This is a genomic window from Candidatus Phytoplasma melaleucae (assembly GCF_030588185.1).
Taxonomy (GTDB): Bacteria; Bacillota_I; Bacilli_A; order Acholeplasmatales; family Acholeplasmataceae; genus Phytoplasma; species Phytoplasma melaleucae.
In genome coordinates this window covers 89,407-109,339 of the sequence record NZ_JAOSID010000001.1, presented here as the reverse complement: position 1 = coordinate 109,339, position 19,933 = coordinate 89,407, and the positions used below count along the sequence as shown (strand labels likewise).

The following is a 19,933-nucleotide window of genomic DNA, read 5'->3' as shown; positions in this document are numbered from 1 at the left end:
GGAAAGGTTGATGCCCTTTTGCAAGTTGCACTTGGAAAGCCGGATGCCAGGAGACTGGCCTGTCCGGTTTGGGGGGGGGCATATTGAAACCTGATTTATTTAAACAAGGCGCAATATTTCTATCCGCCATCCTGAAGAGCCTCGTGTCGGCAGTTCGATTCTGCCCAGAGCCACCATTTTTATATTAATTTGTGGAAATTTTTTTACATATTTGAACTAAATAGAAATGAGCAATAAAAAAAAGAGATATTGAAAAAAAATACATTTTTTTTAGGTAAAACTAATAATATTTTATTAATTATTTTTGTTATTTTTTTTTCTTTAAGTATAGATAATGTTTACGCAATCAATACGGAAAAGCAAGAAGAAGAGCTAGAATTAACTTTTTTGAAAGATAATAATTTAGCAACAAAGAATCCAAAACTAAATAATGATGATTATGATCCGGATCAGTCTAGTTCTAAACGTAATGACGCCGAGAAAGAAAGTGATCTTATTTTGTTAATTGATGATTATGATTTATCAAAAAAAAAACACTTACTGATAGGTTATAAACATAATTCAGGTTCTTTTTTATCTAAAAAAATAAGATTATTTTACAATATTAACTCTGTTAAAACTGTTCCGTGTCTTGCTTTTCAAGAATGGTTAAATTGGAAGCAATTTTGCTTCGGGGTTGTTGAATATAATATACCAAAAATAGAATTGTTATTTAGTTGCTTAAATTTATTTGGTATAAAAGAAGAATTTATTGATGATAAATATGAGAGAATAGCTTTAGAATCTATTGATTTTTATCGCCTATTACATAAAATACCATCTTTAGGATATTTTTATTTCAAACATCAAAACGCTAAATTGATTAATTCAGTTAATATTGCGTTTTGCAATTGTCAGGTTAAAGGGTATTCAGTTTTAGAATTAATTTACGAAATTATGCATTTAAGAGAAAATAATTTAGACAAATTCAAACAGCATTTGGTTTTTTATGTTAAAAATTTAGTAGATATAATGAAATCAGAAATTTCTTTAGAAGAAATGAAAATATCAGTTCATCAATTGTTAGACCAAATTATATCTGCAGATGATATTGAGATTTTAGATCAAAGTTTAATATTTCACTTAATTAAAAATTTGAGTCGTTCGTTTAGACCTGAAGTTTTTTCTTTTCATTATTCTATCAATAACAAAAGCACAAAACCATTAAAAGAAATGAATTTTGATGTTTCCCAGAGAAAAGAACATTTGACTATTGGTTTCGCTTTAAAATTAGAACAAAATGACACTGATAAGAATTTTTTTCTTAGTTTATATGAAATTTTTAGAGATGAAATCATCGAACAAGAACAATTAAGATTTGTTGATAAAGTTTTGATTTCTCATATGAATAAACAAGAACACTATTCTTTTTTTCAACATTTATCTATTAATATTTTAGAAGAGAAAACTTTATTTACGCAAGCAAAATTTTTATTTAATAAGCGTGAAACATTGAAGTAATAAATTTATTCGCTAATGAAATTAAATTAAAAAATTGCAGTTTCTAGTCGATTAAATTAGTTTTTCTTTTAGGTTAAGGTTATAAAACTAGATTAGGGAGGTTCCGAAAAGAAAGGGTTTTATGTCATGTATTCGTTACAAAATATAAATTTAAATAGATTTTCCGACGAGAAAGTCATTGCTTTTATCGAAATTCCAGGCGGAAGCAAAAAAAAGTATGAAATGGATAAAGAAACAGGTTATTTATTTTTAGATCGTTATTTAAAAACATCTTTTCGTTATCCGGTTAATTATGGTTTTATTCCGCTCACTCTTTGTGATGATAATGATCCTCTTGACATTTTTGTTTTATCTCAAGAAGCTTTAGATCCTATGGTATTGGTAGAGTGTTATCCCATTGGTATTATCAAGATGATTGATAATAACGAATTAGATGATAAAATTATTGCTGTGCCAACAAAAGATTTTATTATGGAAAAATATCGGAATATAAATGATCTTCCTTCGCCTTTATTATCTGAAATTAAACATTTTTTACTACATTACAAAGATTTAGAAAATAAAAATGTTATTATAAAAGAAATTTTAGATAAAGCTGAAGCGTTATTAGCTGTTAAAACAGCTTTAAACAAATATCAAAAAAATCTGAAATAAACCTTCTTCTATATGTGGACTGATTCGATTTTTTTGTTTTTGGTTATTATTAGTATATAAATTTTTAGTTTATTATATTTCGATATGTATCTTAACCCTCTTGTATGTAGTTTATTTGGGGGGTTTGCCTTTGTAAGTCCACCAAACAACGGAAGAGAGAGATGTGAAATAATACAATGATGAAAAATATTATTATCAATAAAAAAGTTTCTTATGAATATTTTTTGTACAAAAAGTATTTAGCAGGTGTTAAACTTTTAGGTAATGAAGTCAAATCTATTCGTTTAGGGCAAGTTAATTTAGATAATTCTTATGTTTATTTTGAAGGAAATGAACTTTTTATTTTTAACATGAGAATTAATAAGTATAATTTTAGTCATTTCTTTAATTATGAAGAAAATAGAAAAAAAAAACTTTTACTTCATAAAAAAGAAATTTTACAAATTAAAAGTCAAATTCAAATTAAAAAGATGATTGTTGTTTTATTAAGAGTTTTTTCTGATAGAAATTTGTTGAAATTAGAAATTGCTTTAGCTCGCGCTAAAAATAAGTATGATAGAAGATATGAGTTAAAGAAAAAAGATGATGAATTAAAAATAAAAAAAGCTTTAAAAAATATTCAATATTAATATTTATACTTAACTTGTCAGATGTTATTGTTAGTTTTAAAAATAAAAAAAATTCAAAAAAATTTTTTTGAATTTTTTTTATTTTTAATAATTTAACTTACTTTAATTTTAAATACTCTTTCTTGTGTTGTTCTTGAGTTTCTTGTTTAACTTTGAGAGTTAATAATCCATTTTCTAAATTACCTTGGATATCATTTATACTTAACCCTTCGACAACTCGAAAACTGCGTCTAATCATGCCGCTAATTCTTTCTTTTTGTACTAGTTTACATGATTTATTTTCTTCTTTGTATTCTGGTTTTTCTTTCGGTTTAGCTTCTACAACCAACCAATCATTTTGTACATAAATTTGAATATCTTCTTTAGTGAAACCAGGCATTTCTATGATTATCTCATAAAAATTATCCCATTTATAAATATCAGTTTTGGCAAAATGCGATACACTACCAGCAAAGTTTTCGTTTTTATAAACATCATCCAAAAAATTTTCTATTAAATCTTTATTTTGATTAAATAAATGTAATAATGTTGACATTGACAAACCATCTCCTTCTTTCATTATCTAGCATGGTGTAACTTAACTTTCTGAAATAATTCACCACGGTTATTTTAACAAATTTTTGTATTTAATTCAATCTTAAAATGAATCATGATATAATAAGAATTGCATGGATTAGTAAAAAAAGTAGTAGTAGATTTTTCAAATAAAAGTCTTTTTAAGAAGCTTATCATTATTATTTTTATTTAATTGTAAAACTTTACTCATCACTTTATTTTTGGATAATTAAATTTGAATATTGTAGTTGATTCATGAGAATGATTTTTATAAATAAAAATTAAAAAAATGATTTTGAAAAAATTACTTATCTTTATAAATGAAAATATTTTTAATATGAAATAAAACTATATCTAAATAATGAGAATATGTGTAGAATAGTAGTATAAAGAATTAAATTAATTGATTTATCATTTAAATAAACATTTTAAAATACTAGTTAAATATTAGATTCTAAATAATTTTTTGTATATATTTTTCAAGATCTAATACAAAAATATGGAATTTTAATTCAGCTTTGTTTAAGTAAATAAATCATCCATAATATTTTGCATGCAATATAGAACATGTAAATAAATTTAATTCAACGCATGTAAGAGGGGAAAAATGGCAAATATTAAACAACAAAAAAAACGTAATAAAACTAACGAGACCAGAAGATTAAGAAATGCTGCTTTTAAAGCATCTGTTAGAACGGCTGTTAAGAGGTTTAAAAATTATGTTACTTCCGTAGAAGAGGAAAAAGCTACTTTATTTTTACGATTAGTTCATAAAAAATTAGATAAAAGTCTATCTAAGGGTGTTTTTGGTGCTAATTTTGTAGCTCGACAAAAATCACGTTTAAGCAAATTATTTAACAATATGCAAACATAAATAAAAAAAGAATTTTAAAAAAAATTGATCCAACAATTTTGTACAGAATTTTTTTAATTTACTTGGTTCTTTGTTATTTCTTTTTTATTTTCTATAAATTATTTTGTATTTTATTAAGAAACTTTTGAAATTATATTAACAAAGGATAACTGTTGTTTTTATGTTAGATATAAAATTTGTACTTAATAATATAGATTTTGTTATTGCCAAATTACAAACCAGAAAAATTAATTGTAATTTTTTAAAGGAGTTAGTTGATTTATATCAATCTAAAAAAAAGTTAGTCATTCAAATAGAAAAAATAAGATTTAAAAATAATCGATTATCAAGTTTAATTTCTTCATCCAAGCTAAAACAACGAGTTATAGATAACGATATTTGTTTAGAAATGTCACTTTTAAAAAAAGATTTAGCAAGATTAAAACAAAATTTGGGGATTATCGAAGATCAGATTACAAATATTTTATATAGTATCCCTAACATACCACACGATTCAGTTCCTATTGGAGAAAACACTCATGATAACATAGAAATATACCGCTATCCCCAAAATATCCCAGTTAAAAATTTCTTAGTGCAAGATCATGTACAAATAGGAGAGAGATTAAATATTTTAGATTTTAAAACAGCAACTAAAATTACAGGCAGTAAGTTTGTTACTTTAAAAGGGATGGGGGCTCGTTTAGAAAGAGTTTTAATCGATTTTATGATTGATGTTCATGTGCGTAAAAATTATCTGGAAATCACCCCCCCTTTTATTGTTAACGATAAATCTATGTTTGCGGCTGGTCAATTGCCAAAGTTTGAAAAAGAGGTTTTTAAACTTGATTTAAACACAAAAAATTGGTATTTAAATCCGACGGCGGAAGTTCCTACTGTTAATTTACATCGTGATGAAGTTTTTAATGTTAATCAATTGCCCATTAAATATGTAAGTTACACTACTTGTTTTAGACAAGAAGCAGGAGCTGCCGGTAAATATACTAGAGGTATTTTAAGGCAAAAACAATTTAATAAAGTTGAATTAATTCAATTTGTAGAGCCTCAATATTCTTATATGGAATTAGATCAAATGTTAAAGGATTCAGAAACAATTTTACAACAATTAGAATTGCCTTACCGAATTGTTTTATTATCTACTGGGGATTTAGGGTTTAGTATGGCTAAAACTTATGATATTGAAGTGTGGTTGCCTAGTCAACAAAAATATTATGAAATAGCTTCTATTAGTAACGCAGAAACTTTTCAGGCCAAAAGAGCTAATATTAAATTCAGGATTAATAGTCAAGATAAAAGGCAATATATTCACACTTTAAATGGTTCTGCGCTAGCTATTGGAAGAACTATGGCAGCTATTTTAGAGAATTATCAAAATAAAGATGGACACGTTGTTGTTCCAGAGGTTTTACAAAAATACTTAGGTATTGACATTATTAAAACAAACTCGACTTATTGATTAGTGCATGGTGCAGTAAAGATTTTAATGAGTAAAATATAAATAATTTTTTAAGGAAAAAATTTATGAAAAAATTACCATATAATTTAGATAAAATTAGTATTTGGCATGTTATTATTATTATTTTATTAGTAGGTTTTTTTACATCTTTATATAATAAATTGGAACAAAAAATTAAAAAAGAAACTTACATAGGGGAATTATTATATGGGTTAGAAGTAGATGATAGTAAAATCCTTCAGATCAAACCCATAATAGTCAGTGATTTCCCTGTTTTATATGATTTAGAAGTAGAACAATTAGTGTATAATGACCTTTTTGCTGAAAAAGAAACTAAATTATATACATCAGTTACAGGTCATATTTATGACGTAATAACTGATAAGATTCAAGAGAAAATAAAGAAAAACCCAAATAATTTCAGATATCAGAGTATTTTAAGTAGTCCTCGAAAATTAGATCCATATTGGGGGTTTGGTCCTTTATTTAAGACTATTTCGTGGTGTATACTTATACTAACACTTTACTTTTTATTTACTTTATTTAAAACTACTACAAATAGATTTATGGATCAATTTTCAGATAAAAACAACAACATTCAACCTAATAACAAATATGATAAAAAATCTAGATTAACTTTTAAAGATATTGCAGGCTCTGAAGAAGAAAAAGAGGAAATGCGGGAGTTAATTGATTTTTTAAAAAATCCAACAAAATATAAAGATATGGGAGCTCGTATTCCTAAAGGTGTTTTATTATCAGGTCCTCCTGGGACAGGTAAAACTTTACTTGCTAAGGCAGTAGCTGGTGAAGCGGGAGTATCTTTTTTAGCTGTTTCTGGGTCAGAATTTGTTGAAAAATATGTGGGAGTTGGTGCAGCTCGTATTCGAAATTTATTTAAAACAGCAGAACAAAATTCTCCTTGTATTATTTTCATAGACGAAATTGAAACATTAGCTCGTCAGAGGGGTATGCAATCTGGTCATAGCGAACAGGAACAAACTTTAAATCAATTATTAATTGAATTAGATGGTTATAACCAAAATATAGGAGTTATTGTAATTGCTGCCACTAATAGACCTGATTTTTTAGATTCAGCCTTATTAAGACCTGGCAGGTTTGATCGTCGTTTTACTATTAATTTACCAAGCATTAAAGATCGTAAAGCTATTTTAACATTACATGCGTCTAATAAAAAACTTGCAGATAATATTAATTTAGATGAAATAGCTAAACAAACGCCAGGTTTTAGCGGAGCTCAATTAGAAGGTATTTTGAATGAAGCAGCTTTGTTAGCTACCAGAAGAAGAAGTTTTAAAATTGAAAATGACGATATTAATGAAGCTATTGATCGCGTGTTAGTTGGTTCAACTAAAAAAGTTGGTAAATATTCTCAAAAAGAGAAAAATTTGGTAGCTTATCATGAGGCAGGACATGCCGTACTAGGATTAACATCTGAAAATGGTAGAAAAATTCATAAAATAACTATTATTCCACGTGGCGATGCGGGCGGATATAATTTGATGTTGCCAGAAGAAGATCATGTTTTTTTATCTAAAAAGCAATTATTGACTCAAATTACTGTTTTATTAGCTGGTAGAGCATCTGAAGAAATATTTTTGGATGATATTTCTAGCGGAGCTCATTCAGACTTTCAACAAGCCACAGAAATAGCTAAATTGATGGTAACTAAATATGGTATGAGCGATTTAGGATTAGTTCAATTTAATAACAAAGATTTTTCAGATTCAAAAGCTTTAGAAATTGATCAGAGTATCCAAAATATCATTTCTAATTGTTATGAATTGGCTAAAAGAACTATTTTAGATAATAAAAAACTTTTAACTAAAATTGTAGAATATTTATTAGAAATTGAAACTTTGGTATCTAAAGACATAGAAGAAATATATAAAACAGGGAAAATTATTTGGTTAGAAGAAGAAAAGAAAAGACTTGCTGATGAAAAAAATCAAATTCAAACAACTCAAGATCCTCAATGATGATTAGGATAAACTGTAATAGTTCATAGGTTTTTTAATCAATATGAAAGAATTTTTAGTAAGTTTAATAGAACAAGGAATACGTTTAGATCGTTTTTTAGCACAAAAAATGAACTTGAGCAGACAAAAATGCCATAATGCAATTATGGCTAAAAATATTTTAGTTAACAGTCAAATTCCCAAAAAAAGTTATCTTTTAAAAAAAAATGATTTAATTATAGTAAAAACAATCTATGAAAATCATTTTCATTATTTAACTCCTTTGCCTTTAAATTTAGAAATTGTTTATGAAGATGATTATTTAGCAGTCATTAATAAACCTTATGATTTAGTAGTGCATCCTTCTCCTAATTACCGAGGTGTTACTTTAGTCAATGGATTACTCAGTCAGATAATAGGCTTCAATAAACTTCCTCAAAATGATAGGATGGGGATTATTCATCGTTTAGATAAAGATACTACAGGTCTTATTATCGTTGGCAAAACAGAAGAAAGCATTTCTAAGACCCAAAAATTACTGCAAGCTAGAAAAATTAAAAGGTTTTATTATGCTTTAATTTATGGTTTTTTAAGCGTTCAGGGTACTATAAAATTACCTATTAAAAGAGATTTAGGTAATCGTTTAAAAATGGCTGTTTCTTCTCAAGGCAAACAAGCTATTACTCATTTTAAAACGTTAGAAAAATTTGATAATTTTTCTTTATTAGAGGTGGAATTAGAAACAGGAAGAACTCATCAAATTAGAGTACATTTCGATTATTTAAACCATCCTGTTGTAGGTGATCAGTTGTATGGGAAAAAGACTATAAAATGCAAAGACAATTATCACATGTTAAGGAACATTCGAAGGCAATTATTGCATGCTAAGAAGCTAAACTTTTACCACCCTATTACTAATCAGTATTTACAGTTAGAAATTCCTTTGCCAGATTATTTTCAAAAAGCGTTAGATCATTTAAAAGTCAAATAATATAATTTATTATTATTTTCAGCAAATGAAGTCATTATTCCAACAAATTATGGTTTTCTAGTAAAAGGTGCCAATGGATAATTGTTAAATAAAATGAAATTTAATAAGGATAAATTTTTATGTATCTAGAAGGACTTAAACAAAAAATAGTAAGTATATTAAATCAAAAATATAATATCGAAACGATTATTAAAAATAGTGATAAAACAAAAGTATTTGATTTTTATATACCATTATTTATCTATCAAAGCAAATTAAACAAAGATATTTTAGCAATTTTTAATTGTTTTAAACAAGAATTAGAGACGTTAAAGGAAATTGAAAATATTTTTTTGGATAATGGTTTTTTAAATATTCGATTACAAAGAAGTTTAGTTAGTAAAAAAGTTTTGTTAAATGTTTACAAATCGAATGATCAATATGGTCAAATGATACAAAACCAACAAACTATCATTTTGGATTATTCGTCACCTAATATTGCTAAAGAATTTTCGATTGGACATCTTCGTTCTACTATTATCGGAAATGTAATAAAAAATATTTATCAGAAATTAGGATATCGGACAATAAGCATAAATCATTTAGGAGATTGGGGCACACAATTTGGGCAGTTAATTTATGCTTATCAAAAATGGGGGCAAAAAGAAACCATTTTACAAGATCCTGTACATGAATTACAAAAGCTTTATATTTTGTTTCATAAGAAAGCTCGTGAGAATGAAAAACTACACCAAAAGGCTAAAGATCTTTTTAAACAATTAGAAGAAAAACAGTCACAAATTACTCAATTATGGAAATGGTTTAAAACTATTTCTCTTAGGGAATTCCGAAAAATTTATAAGTTATTAGGTGTTACTTTTGATTATTATATGGGAGAATCTTTTTATCACCATAAAGCGCTGAAATTATTAAAAAGATTACGTGATCAAAAGTTAGTCGTGTTAGAAAAAAAAGCTTATATTATGCACTTAGATGGTCTTCCTTCGGCTTTAATGCAAAAAGATAATGGCAGCACATTATATTTAACCAGAGATGTTGCTTGTCTGCTTTATCGTTATAAAAGATTTAATTTTCAAAAAAATTTATATATTGTAGGGAACGAACAAAAATTACATTATCAACAATTAGAAAAAATTGTACAGAAAATAGGTTATAATCTAGCCATAAAACATATTAATTTTGGATTGATATTATTTAATAATATTAAAATTTCTAGTCGTAAGCATAATAATTATAGGTTACTGGATATTATTCAGAAAACTTCGTTAGAAGCAGCAAAGATGATTCGCAAAAAAAATATTCGATTAAAAAGCATAAAGATGATTTCTCAAAAAATAGCTATTGGGGCGATTATTTTTAATGATTTGAAAAATGATCGTCATCTAAATATTGATTTTAATTTGAAAAGCATGATTCAATTCGAAGGAAATACAGGCCCTTATTTGCAATATACTCTTGTTAGGCTTAGTTCAGTTATGAGCAAACTAGGAAATAGATTTGACATAAATCAATTAAAATGGGAGAAAATGCAGCATTTTTATAAACAAGAACATTATTTTGTTTTAATTAAGCTAATTGATCAATTTTCTCTTATATTAGAAAGAACTATACAAGAACATATGCCTAGTATTTTGGCTAGATATCTCTTAAAAATAGCTAAATATGTTAATCAGTTTTATTCTCGAGAAAAAATTTTAGCTGATGACCCTATATTAAAAGATGTTAACATTTTATTAATTACAACAGTATTAGTTGTTTTAAAAGAAGGGTTAAAATTATTAGGAATACCTATTTTAGAAAAAATGTAATTGTTGTCATTGATTTAAACTTTTTCTATCTTGTAAATGTTTTAAATACTCTTATCTTTAGCATTAAATCATTTTAGGATCTAATTACTTTATAAATCATATATTTGACATAATCATTAAATAAACTAAATAGGTTATTATTCATAATAACCTATTTAGTTTATTTTTTATCTTAAAAAAAGTTACATATAAAAATTAAATGACTCAAATGAATTTTTATAGTAGAATTTTTCACTTTTTAAAATTTGAATGATAAGTTTTTTTATAAAGTTTTCGTTATAAATGCATTTTTCATAGTATAATAATGGATATATTTTGTGCATTTAGACATTCCTTAAATAATTAAATAATAAATCTTTATACGTAAAATAAAGATATTTGCTTCAATCTGATGCACAACAGAAATAATAATAATATTTAGAAAATTTATTTTAATAAATAAATTTTTGGCTTAATTGGTTAAGTTGAAGTTGATTAGAAAAGTTGTATTTATTAAAATAAAACCCAAAAATGAATGTTGATTATAAATTTTTTTTAGCAAGCATGCTGATTTTGTTGATCGAATATTACATAGAGTTAGTATTTTTATAAAATCATTTTCTTCTTTTATAGCTTTAAACTAAAGGATTCTACTTTTTGTTGTTCTCAAAATGTTTCAAGCAAAAAAGAAATTTTTTAACAACATATAAACAAACTAAAATTGGTTGGTATTAGATTGTACTTTGTGTATTTAGGTTATTTTTTTATCTACGTAAATAGTATAAAATCTAAAGCATTAATAAATGGAGATTGATTAATGAAACACAAAGTTTTGTTTTGTTTTATTGTCATAATTTTACTTTTTGTTTATTTCTTTTATGTCAAGTACATAATGGAAAAAATTTTTTTAGACAAAGAAAATATTTTTTATCTAGGCAACAAAGATCAAACTAAAACTCAAGATTTTGAGTTTTATTTGGATAATTTAGTTGATTGTTCAGTATTATATAAAATATCTAAAAAAATACCTTATTTTATAGGGAATTGTTCTGCAGATATAAAACAACAAATTCTTAAAAATTTTGCAATAGTTTATCAAAATGACAATATTAAATATGATGCGCAAAAAAATAAAATTTTTGTTGCTAATATTGATTCATTAATTAATACAAAAGTTTATTTTGGAACAAGTTATATAAAAATTTTTCCTGGTATTTATAAATACAGGGATAATTTTTCTATTCGTTTAGATATTTATTTTCAATTTAAACAGATTAAAAATAAATATTATTTTAACAATTTTTTAAAAATAAAATTTTAACTGCCTTTTTAATCCATGAATAATGATATTTTGTATAATTGAAGTTATTTTCATTATGCCTATTTGGATTTTTAATAATTTATCTTTTACAAAAAAATATTTAGATTATTTTGCGAAATAGAAAATTTGTTATGATTTACTCATTAATTTATTTAATTAGTAAATAAAGCTATTGAACAATAAAGGTATAAGTTCCAAATGACGTGTGTAAAATCAAATAGGTAAATAAATAAACTAAAATATTTTATTTGTTCATTATTGTGTATTTTGGTTAAGGTGTATTCTTTAGTTAGCTTAAATGTTAGCAAGATACGTTTTTCTTTGTTGATTATTAAGCACAAGTTTCTTCGGAGAAGTTCTAAGATAAACTAACTAATTACTTTCATAAAGAATTCAAAATGGTAAAATCGGCGATATCTTTGGTTAAAAGTTATTTGTTGTTGTTAGTTTCTTTTTATGGTTATAGAGATTTTTTCAGAAATAAAGTTTTATTAACCTTCCCAATTTAAACGATTATTATTAACTACTTAAAATTTATAAATTCGTCTAATTTACTTTATGATGGGTCTTTCGCCTCCCTCGAAAGCGGCGAAGCAAGAGGGATTGATTTGATTTCTTGTTTTTTTTATTTAATACTACCAAAAAAAGAACAGTTGTTATTCATCGAGAAGTAAAATTAATTCTTTTGTTGTTCTGGTTTAAAAACAATAGTTCATAAGCGCGAAGATTATTTTAGAATGTTTAAAATTTAAGATTTAAGACAGGAGATAATATTAATGGCGCAACATTGTTATATTAAATTCGATCTTTTTTTGTTTCATAGTCAAAGATGTTTTTTGATTTTTATTGCAAAAAAATAATTATCTGAAAAAATTTGATAATTATTTTATAATATGTTATAATTATTGGCATATATTTTAAAAATTATTTTTAAGAAAGTAAAAATAATAAAATATAAGTATTTATTATTTAATTTATCATTTCATAAATTGATTGGAGTAAATAAATATTGCAAAGAAAAAGAAGTTTACAAAAAAGATTTATATTGATGTTATCTTCTATAATGCTATGTTTTCTATCTTCTGCTTTTATTTATGCAGCTATTAAATTAGATCTTTTTACGGCTATAGTAAGTGAAGATATTCCGTTAGCAGAAGTAAAAAAAGGTCAATTTTTATTAGTTGAAGACAAACGTGAAGAATTAAAAAATACTGAATATTATTCTTACTACGAAGATTTAAACGAAAGAAATCCGAACAAAAAAATTAAGCCAAAACATTTGTTTCCACAAAATGAATATTTAGGAAGAGATGATGCTAAACATACTTATGTTTTAAATATGTTACATGAAATTAAATTGAACCCAGATGATTTAAAAAAAATACCGGATGATGTTTTAGATAGATATAATCGTTTGAGTATGAATTATAAAATTGTTTTATTACATCAAGATAACTTCAATAAACCAGAACACCAAATTGATGATAAAAAAAATTTAACACTGGTAGATACTAGAAATGGGTTTCATACTCAATTTCAAGTGGGTGATAATCAAGAACCAATAGATTTTTTCCCTTTATCAATGGTTTATAATCGTTTAGTGCCATGGAAAGAAAATAACGGATCAAAAACACAATTACACGCCGCAGAGTGGTTATATGGTCAGAAATTAGATAAGAATCTATGGGCTAAATATTATGAAAATGATACAAAAAATTATCCTCTTCTTTGTGATAGAAACCCAAATAATCAAAATACTCCTACTACATGTAAAGTTTTTATACAACTTCAACAAAGTATATCTTTAAATAAAGAAGTTTTTAATCTTCTGAAAAATGAATTACAAAAATTAAATAAAAAAATTGATGACTATGATAATTATATGCAATGTGTACAAACCATAGTTGAATATGATCTAGTAGATCAAAATGAAAATACACCTGAAAGTAATAAACTGAAACGAGATGGCGGACCTCAAGGCCCTAAGATTCAAGGTATGAGATGGACTTCAAAACTAAGAGAAGATGCACCACAAATTAAAAGTGTGAAATTATTAAACCAAAACAAAATGAGCGAAATCCAAAGAGAAAGTAATTAATCTTAATATTTTTTAAATATTTCTTTTTGGACAAGAATTAAAAAGAATTGATTTAAAAAAATATTTTCTGTACTTTTTGAAAGAGAGTATTTATGTCTGGTTTCAAATTAAAAAATATTATTAATATTATTAACTTTCTTTTTGTTTCGTTTTTTTGTCATAATCTTTGTTTGCAATTAAAAGCAAATTTGGCTATCAATATTCCAGAATCATTTTTTGATAACTCTCTTTGTTTTCAAACAAAAAAACAAGAAAATATTCCGTTAGCTCAATTCCTATTAAAAATAGAACCCTTTAACGTGCTAGAAAAAGAAGGGGAACAGAAATTAGAAGAAAAATATGGGTTTAACTTATCTTTATATGAAGATACCCAATTATGTAAAAATGAAGATTTATATTTACATATGAAAGCAAAGGTTACATTATCTAATCAAAATGATATAACAAGATATTTTAATATTAATTATTATGAAGGTGAAAATTTAGATAATTGTATATTAGCTGAACAAGGTGATATTGTTAATACAAAAATAATTAAAAATAATTACAAAAAACTTTCCTTGAACAGAATATTTACTAGTTCGAATGATTATGATGTCACTTTTTCTTATTCTGCAAAAGAATTCCAAAAAATCCCTTTTATTGACGGAAAATGTCAAGTTATTCTTGGTATTTCTCAAAATGCTAGTAAAGACATCGGCATAACAGAAAAAGATTTAAAAATTTTAACAGATTTTTTAACTTTAGAAATGGATTTTGATGTAACCGATAATTATAATTTTCTTTTTACTAAACAAACACAAACTAATGATGTAATCCAAAACATCTATAAAAAAAGCCAATCGATAAAATTCTCAGATTTTGTGGGAAAACCTAAAATAAAAATTGTTATAAATACAATTCCCAACAGAAAAGAAGAGATTTTGCCAAATATCTTTAATTGTAATAATGCAAATATTAGACATTTTTTTATACCTTCGCATCTGATAAAGAATGGAACGATTTTTAAAAAAGAAGGGGAATCAACAATAAATGATATATTACAACAACATCGATTAATTGACTCATGGGAACCTTTTTCGTTTAAAAATTATCGTATATATAAAGAAAAAATTATTGTTCTTATTGGACAAAATTATTCCTGTATTATTAATTTAAATAGTGTGGATGAACTTCTATCTTTAAATGATGACAGATTAGATAAAATTGGGAAATTAACAGAATTATTTCGAGAAGAAGCAACCAAATTAAATTTATTTTTAGACAAAGATACTAAATATGAAAAAAATGGATATGGAAAAATTTTTATTTTTTGGGTGAAAACTCAGTATCAAAATGACAATGAACAAACATATTCTGATTTACATATTAAACAATTTTTTCCGCTAGGCAAAATATTACCAAGAGGAGCTATGGAAAAAGGTTCGCCAGGGTCTATCTTTTTAAATGATATTGCATTTAGTAAATTTATAAGCAACATGCATATGCAATGGGACAATGAACTAGACATGGCGAGCTCTTCAAGAAAAATTAATCAACCAAACAATGAAGATGTTCAAATAAAATCTGACAACACACCTTTATCTCATTATTTAGTAGATCCTAAGTTCATTTCTTTTAATAAAGAAAAAAGGTATCAATTAGAATCTAAATTAGTCAAAAATTTAATTCCAGATAAATTTTCTCAGAAAGAAGAAGTTGCTTTACAGAACGATAATATTATGTCAGATAATTTCAAAAATGAAAAATATAGATTAATAACAAAAAAAAGAAGTAATAATTAGTTTTTGAATTAAAGGAGGAACAATATATTAAAAAAAAAAATTAAATTTAATAAAAATTATGATTTTTGGTTGATTATTTTTTTTGTTTTTTTTGTTTTCGCTTTGTTATTTGGCTGTTTTTTTGTTTGGTCTTTAACCAGAAAATATGAGCGCCATTTTCATAATTTAGAAAAAATGCCTAAAGAATTATTTCTAGAATATGACGTTGATAAAGCTTTACAAGATATATGTGACGAAAAATTTCAAAACATTACAAAAGAGTTAAAGACTCAATATGAATCTGAAAAAAAGATAGATGATTCACAAAAAGAGAAAATTTCAAACGAAGGAGAAAATTCTGGTTCAAATGTTTCTTCGAAATCACAAGCACAAGATTATATATTACCTCAAGATACTAAGTTCAAGCCAAAAGAAAAAGCTAAATTGCCTGAATATGATAATTTGATCGGAATGAAAACAGAAAAAAAAGCTTTAGAAAATTTTCTTCATTATATACAAAAACCTTATTGTTATCAAGGATTAGGCGAAATTAAGCCGCCACAAGGAGTTATTTTTTATGGTTGTTCCGGAACAGGAAAAACTTTTCTAGCAAGAGCTTTAGCTAAGAAAGCAGGAGATAATATTTCTTATTATGAACTTGCAGCTCCTGATTTTTCATGTAGTTATGTGGGAGAAGGGCCACAAAAAGTTCGTGACTTATTTCAAGATGTGAGATTAAATAATAAAAGGGCAAATATCAATGGATCTATTATTTTTTTGGATGAGTGTGAACAAATTTTTAAAGATTTATCAAAAAATAGCGAAAATAATAGTAAAGATTTAGCTAATATTGTAAACCAATTTAAAGTGGAATTAACTAGTACCGAAAATGATCCGACAAAACCAATTCTAATTATTGGTGCTACCAATTATTATGATCAATTAGATGAGGCTATTAAATCTCGTTTTGATTATCATATCGAAGTTAAACCAGGTAATCAGCAAGAACGTGAAGACTTTTTAAAACTTCGCATTAAACAAAGAAAAAATAAATACCACGACAATGCTCTAAATTATCTTTTGAATGAGGTAAATGCGGAAATTGAACGATTTGCATCATCACCAAAAACTTTTTTTATGCTTTCTAATAGACAATTAGAAAAATTATTAAATAGTATTATTTCTAAAACAGCAAAAAACGAACGTAAAATAGTAACTATAGAAGATGTTGAAGATGCTTTTAAAGAAGTTTATGCGGTTTAATTAGCTTTATTGCCCTCTTAATTAATTTTTTTCAAATTTAAATGCAATTTTTTCAATAATTCTTTCATAATATATGAAATTAATTTTCTTTTACCCTAAATTAAAACAAAATTTTTATTTATGTACTAGTATCTGTTAATTATATTCATGATATAAATTAAACTTTTGTTTTTCTAATATTTGAGGCTTAATTCAGTTGGTAGTTAGTTTTGTATTACTATCAACTGACTGTCTTTTAAGTGGTTTTGGATTATTTCGCTTTCCTTCTTTGAATTCGTAAATACAATATTTACTTATTGTTTCGGCGCAAAAACTAAATTTTATTTTTTTGCTATTATAAACTTTCTATTCTAACTGATAATTTTCTTTTAATTAGCTTATTTAATTGCCATAATCTTATTATGAAAAATCAGAGTATATTGAAGTTGATATATTTTTCTCGAAAGAAATTAATCTGTTTAACTGAGAAAATTATGTTAATAGGAGTCTTGGATAAATTATACATATTTATAAAATCACAAACTATTTGAGCAGATAATAGATGCTAGAATTAATTAGAATAATAAATTAGACACATACAAGTTAGGAATTTTATTTTTTTAATGCGAGTAGTAATTCACACTAAAATACAACAAATTATTAAATTGTCTTGAAATATGTGTAAATAAAACATATTTTTTAGGATAGGATAAATGATTAATTGAAAAAATAATTATTTATTTAAGGAGGATAGATATGTAATTAGTATTTTTTTCAGGCCGTGAGGTTTTTGAAAAAGAACAGTAGCTATCGGATTACTAATTGCAATAATAATCCCTTTTCCAAAGTGTTTATGCATTATTTTATGACCTGTTTTAAAAGTTTTTTTAGGCAAATAAAATTTTTTTTGTGTTTTATTGTCCAAATAATTCTTTTGACAATGTGGGAATAAATTCATTTCTTTAATAAAAATGGAAGGTTTTAATAATAGTTCTTTTCCGAATAAAAATCTTTTTTGTACACTACTAATGTATAAATTTTGTTTAGCTCTAGTAATAGCTACATAAGCTAAACGTCTTTCCTCTTCTAAGGAATAATTATCCAGGATATAATTGTGTTCTTGATAATTTTGTAAATCTTCAAACCCTACAAGAAAAACAGTCACAAATTCTAATCCCTTGGCTTTATGAATAGATGATAAAGTAACTTTTTTATGTAAATGAAAGTTATTATTTTCATTAGATAAAACAATGTTATCAATTACTAATCTTAACTTTTCAAAAAAAGTTCCTTTTAATATAGTTTCAGATTTGTTCAAAATATTTTGTAATCTAATAATATTTTCCGTTTGTTGTTCATTTATACAATTTTGATTGTTATCAAGTTTTTGTGTTTTGTTTAGGCTGATTTTTTGGGAATATCCAATAATATTATCGATATAATTGACGATATTGGTTAAATTTATTATATTATTGTGGATTTTATTATTAATTATTGTAAATATGTTTTTAAAGTTATCTAATTTAGTTTTTAAATTATATTCTTTTTTAGTCTTTTTGGGTAAATAGTTTATAGCTTCCCATAAAGAAATATTTTTCATTGTAGCAATGTGTTCTAATTTTTTAATACTTTTATTACCAATACCACGTTTAGGGACGTTTAAAATTCTTTTTAAAACCAAATCTTGTTGAGGGAATAGTATAATCTTGAGATAAGCTATAAAATCGCGTATCTCTTTTTTTTGGTAAAACGAAAAATTGTTTTGTATATTATAAGGTATTTGTTTCATTATTAAATGATTTTCTATTTCATTTTCTAAGTAATTAAAACGATATAATACTGCTATTTCATTATAATCAGATTTATTGTTATTTACTAAACTAATGATTTGTTGCGTAACGAAATTAGCTTCTGTTTCAGCATCTTTAAATTGTTGGTAAATCATTTCTCCATTCCATGTATTAACAGCTTTTAATGCTTTATAGAAATTTTGGTTATCATCGGAATAATTATGACGAATTAGTGAATTAGCTTTTGCTAAAATTAAAGCAGACGAACGATAATTTTGAGTTAAGTAATTCAGAGAAGCGTTAAAATCTTGTTGTAATAATTGACTACATATAATATCTGATCCTCGAAATTTATAAATACTTTGATTAGGATCTCCTACTACAAAAATATTTTTCTTTTGAGCGATTGTTTTTATTATATAATACTGTATTAAATCAATATCTTGGAATTCATCAACTAACAGATAATCAAATTTTTTTTGGTAGATAGCGGCAATGCTATCATTTGTCAATAATTGGTAAGTATAAATAAGCAGATCATCAAAATCACATAAGTTATTTTGTTGTAAATAAAACTGGTATAATTCGGCGATTTTTTCTATTTGTATATCAATTTTTTTATTAGTAAGGTTACTAGGGGGATAATATTTATTAGATATTTTGGTTTTAATTCTTTGGTTTTTTAAGTAAGAAATGTTTTTTTTCAAAAAAGATAAAGAATATAAATTCTTATTAATATTCATTTTTTTTAATATTTCTTGAATAATATTTTTACTTTCATATTCATCTGCAATCATAAAATGATTGTTTAATTGTAAATTAAGTTTATTGATGTTTTGTTTTAAGATTTGATTCCCTAAAACATGAAACGTTCCTAAGGTGAGATCTTTTAACAAAGAATAAGAAAGAAATTTATATAATCTATTTTTCATTTCTATTGCAGCATCGTTGGTGAAAGTGACAGCAAGAATATTTTTGCTTGGAATATTTTTTTCAGTTATTAAATAAGCAATTTTAGTAGTCAAAGTTTTTGTCTTACCTGTCCCTGCTCCTGCTAAAACATATAATGCATTTTGCAGATTGGTAACTGCTTTTAATTGAGCAGTATTAAGTTCTTTTAATAATAATGACGTTGACATATTTAGCGAAAATCACTTTCTTTTGATTATTAGGAATATTCTAAATCGCATTTATTTTTCAGTTTATCTTCATACTAACATAAAATTAAGGCTATTCTCAAATAAAATTAATCACTAAATATTTAAATTTACTCATGCTGTAATTATGAGGTATT

14 protein-coding genes are annotated in these 19,933 nt (G+C 25.0%); 12 read left to right on the top strand and 2 right to left on the bottom strand.

Going from position 1 to position 19,933, the window contains the following annotated elements:
- The first annotated feature begins 249 nt into the window (after positions 1-249).
- The 3 genes from OC680_RS00430 (at position 250) to smpB (ending at position 2,783) form a co-directional block, all read left to right on the top strand.
- Positions 250-1,500, top strand: a complete 1,251-nt coding sequence (locus tag OC680_RS00430; protein WP_304515152.1) for a hypothetical protein — start codon at positions 250-252, stop codon at positions 1,498-1,500.
- A gap of 126 nt (positions 1,501-1,626) precedes the next feature.
- A complete protein-coding gene (locus tag OC680_RS00425; protein WP_304515151.1) occupies positions 1,627-2,154 on the top strand; it encodes an inorganic diphosphatase in 528 nt (175 codons plus the stop codon).
- Between the two features lie 176 nt (positions 2,155-2,330).
- A complete protein-coding gene (smpB, locus tag OC680_RS00420) occupies positions 2,331-2,783 on the top strand; it encodes an SsrA-binding protein SmpB (protein ID WP_304515150.1) in 453 nt (150 codons plus the stop codon).
- A 97-nt stretch (positions 2,784-2,880) separates the two neighbouring features.
- On the opposite strand, the gene OC680_RS00415 is transcribed toward smpB, so the two are convergent.
- Positions 2,881-3,318, bottom strand: a complete 438-nt coding sequence (locus tag OC680_RS00415; protein WP_304515149.1) for an Hsp20/alpha crystallin family protein — start codon at positions 3,316-3,318, stop codon at positions 2,881-2,883.
- 627 nt (positions 3,319-3,945) lie between these two features.
- Between OC680_RS00415 and rpsT the strand changes: the two genes are divergently transcribed.
- The 9 genes from rpsT to OC680_RS00370 all read left to right on the top strand — a co-directional run bounded on the left by rpsT (position 3,946) and on the right by OC680_RS00370 (position 16,870).
- Positions 3,946-4,212 (top strand): 30S ribosomal protein S20, encoded by a 267-nt coding sequence (rpsT, locus tag OC680_RS00410; protein ID WP_304515148.1) that lies wholly within the window; start codon positions 3,946-3,948, stop codon positions 4,210-4,212.
- A 160-nt stretch (positions 4,213-4,372) separates the two neighbouring features.
- Positions 4,373-5,668 carry a serine--tRNA ligase gene (gene serS, locus OC680_RS00405; RefSeq protein ID WP_304515147.1) on the top strand — a complete coding sequence of 432 codons (1,296 nt, stop codon included), beginning with the start codon at positions 4,373-4,375 and terminating at the stop codon, positions 5,666-5,668.
- 65 nt (positions 5,669-5,733) lie between these two features.
- Positions 5,734-7,668, top strand: a complete 1,935-nt coding sequence (gene ftsH / locus OC680_RS00400; RefSeq protein WP_304515146.1) for an ATP-dependent zinc metalloprotease FtsH — start codon at positions 5,734-5,736, stop codon at positions 7,666-7,668.
- Positions 7,669-7,711: 43 nt separating this feature from the next.
- On the top strand, positions 7,712-8,638 hold the full coding sequence (locus tag OC680_RS00395; protein WP_304515145.1) for an RluA family pseudouridine synthase: 927 nt from the start codon (positions 7,712-7,714) through the stop codon (positions 8,636-8,638).
- A 119-nt stretch (positions 8,639-8,757) separates the two neighbouring features.
- Positions 8,758-10,446 carry an arginine--tRNA ligase gene (gene argS, locus OC680_RS00390; protein WP_304515144.1) on the top strand — a complete coding sequence of 563 codons (1,689 nt, stop codon included), beginning with the start codon at positions 8,758-8,760 and terminating at the stop codon, positions 10,444-10,446.
- A gap of 796 nt (positions 10,447-11,242) precedes the next feature.
- Positions 11,243-11,746, top strand: coding sequence for a hypothetical protein (locus tag OC680_RS00385; RefSeq protein WP_304515143.1), 504 nt, complete (start codon positions 11,243-11,245; stop codon positions 11,744-11,746).
- A 1,048-nt stretch (positions 11,747-12,794) separates the two neighbouring features.
- A complete protein-coding gene (locus OC680_RS00380; protein WP_304515142.1) occupies positions 12,795-13,844 on the top strand; it encodes a hypothetical protein in 1,050 nt (349 codons plus the stop codon).
- A gap of 92 nt (positions 13,845-13,936) precedes the next feature.
- A complete protein-coding gene (locus OC680_RS00375) occupies positions 13,937-15,628 on the top strand; it encodes a hypothetical protein (RefSeq protein ID WP_304515141.1) in 1,692 nt (563 codons plus the stop codon).
- A 102-nt stretch (positions 15,629-15,730) separates the two neighbouring features.
- Positions 15,731-16,870, top strand: a complete 1,140-nt coding sequence (locus OC680_RS00370) for an AAA family ATPase (protein ID WP_304515140.1) — start codon at positions 15,731-15,733, stop codon at positions 16,868-16,870.
- Positions 16,871-17,582: 712 nt separating this feature from the next.
- On the opposite strand, the gene OC680_RS00365 is transcribed toward OC680_RS00370, so the two are convergent.
- Complete coding sequence (locus OC680_RS00365; RefSeq protein WP_304515139.1) at positions 17,583-19,778, bottom strand: ATP-dependent helicase; 2,196 nt, start codon at positions 19,776-19,778, stop codon at positions 17,583-17,585.
- Between the last annotated feature and the right edge of the window lie 155 nt (positions 19,779-19,933).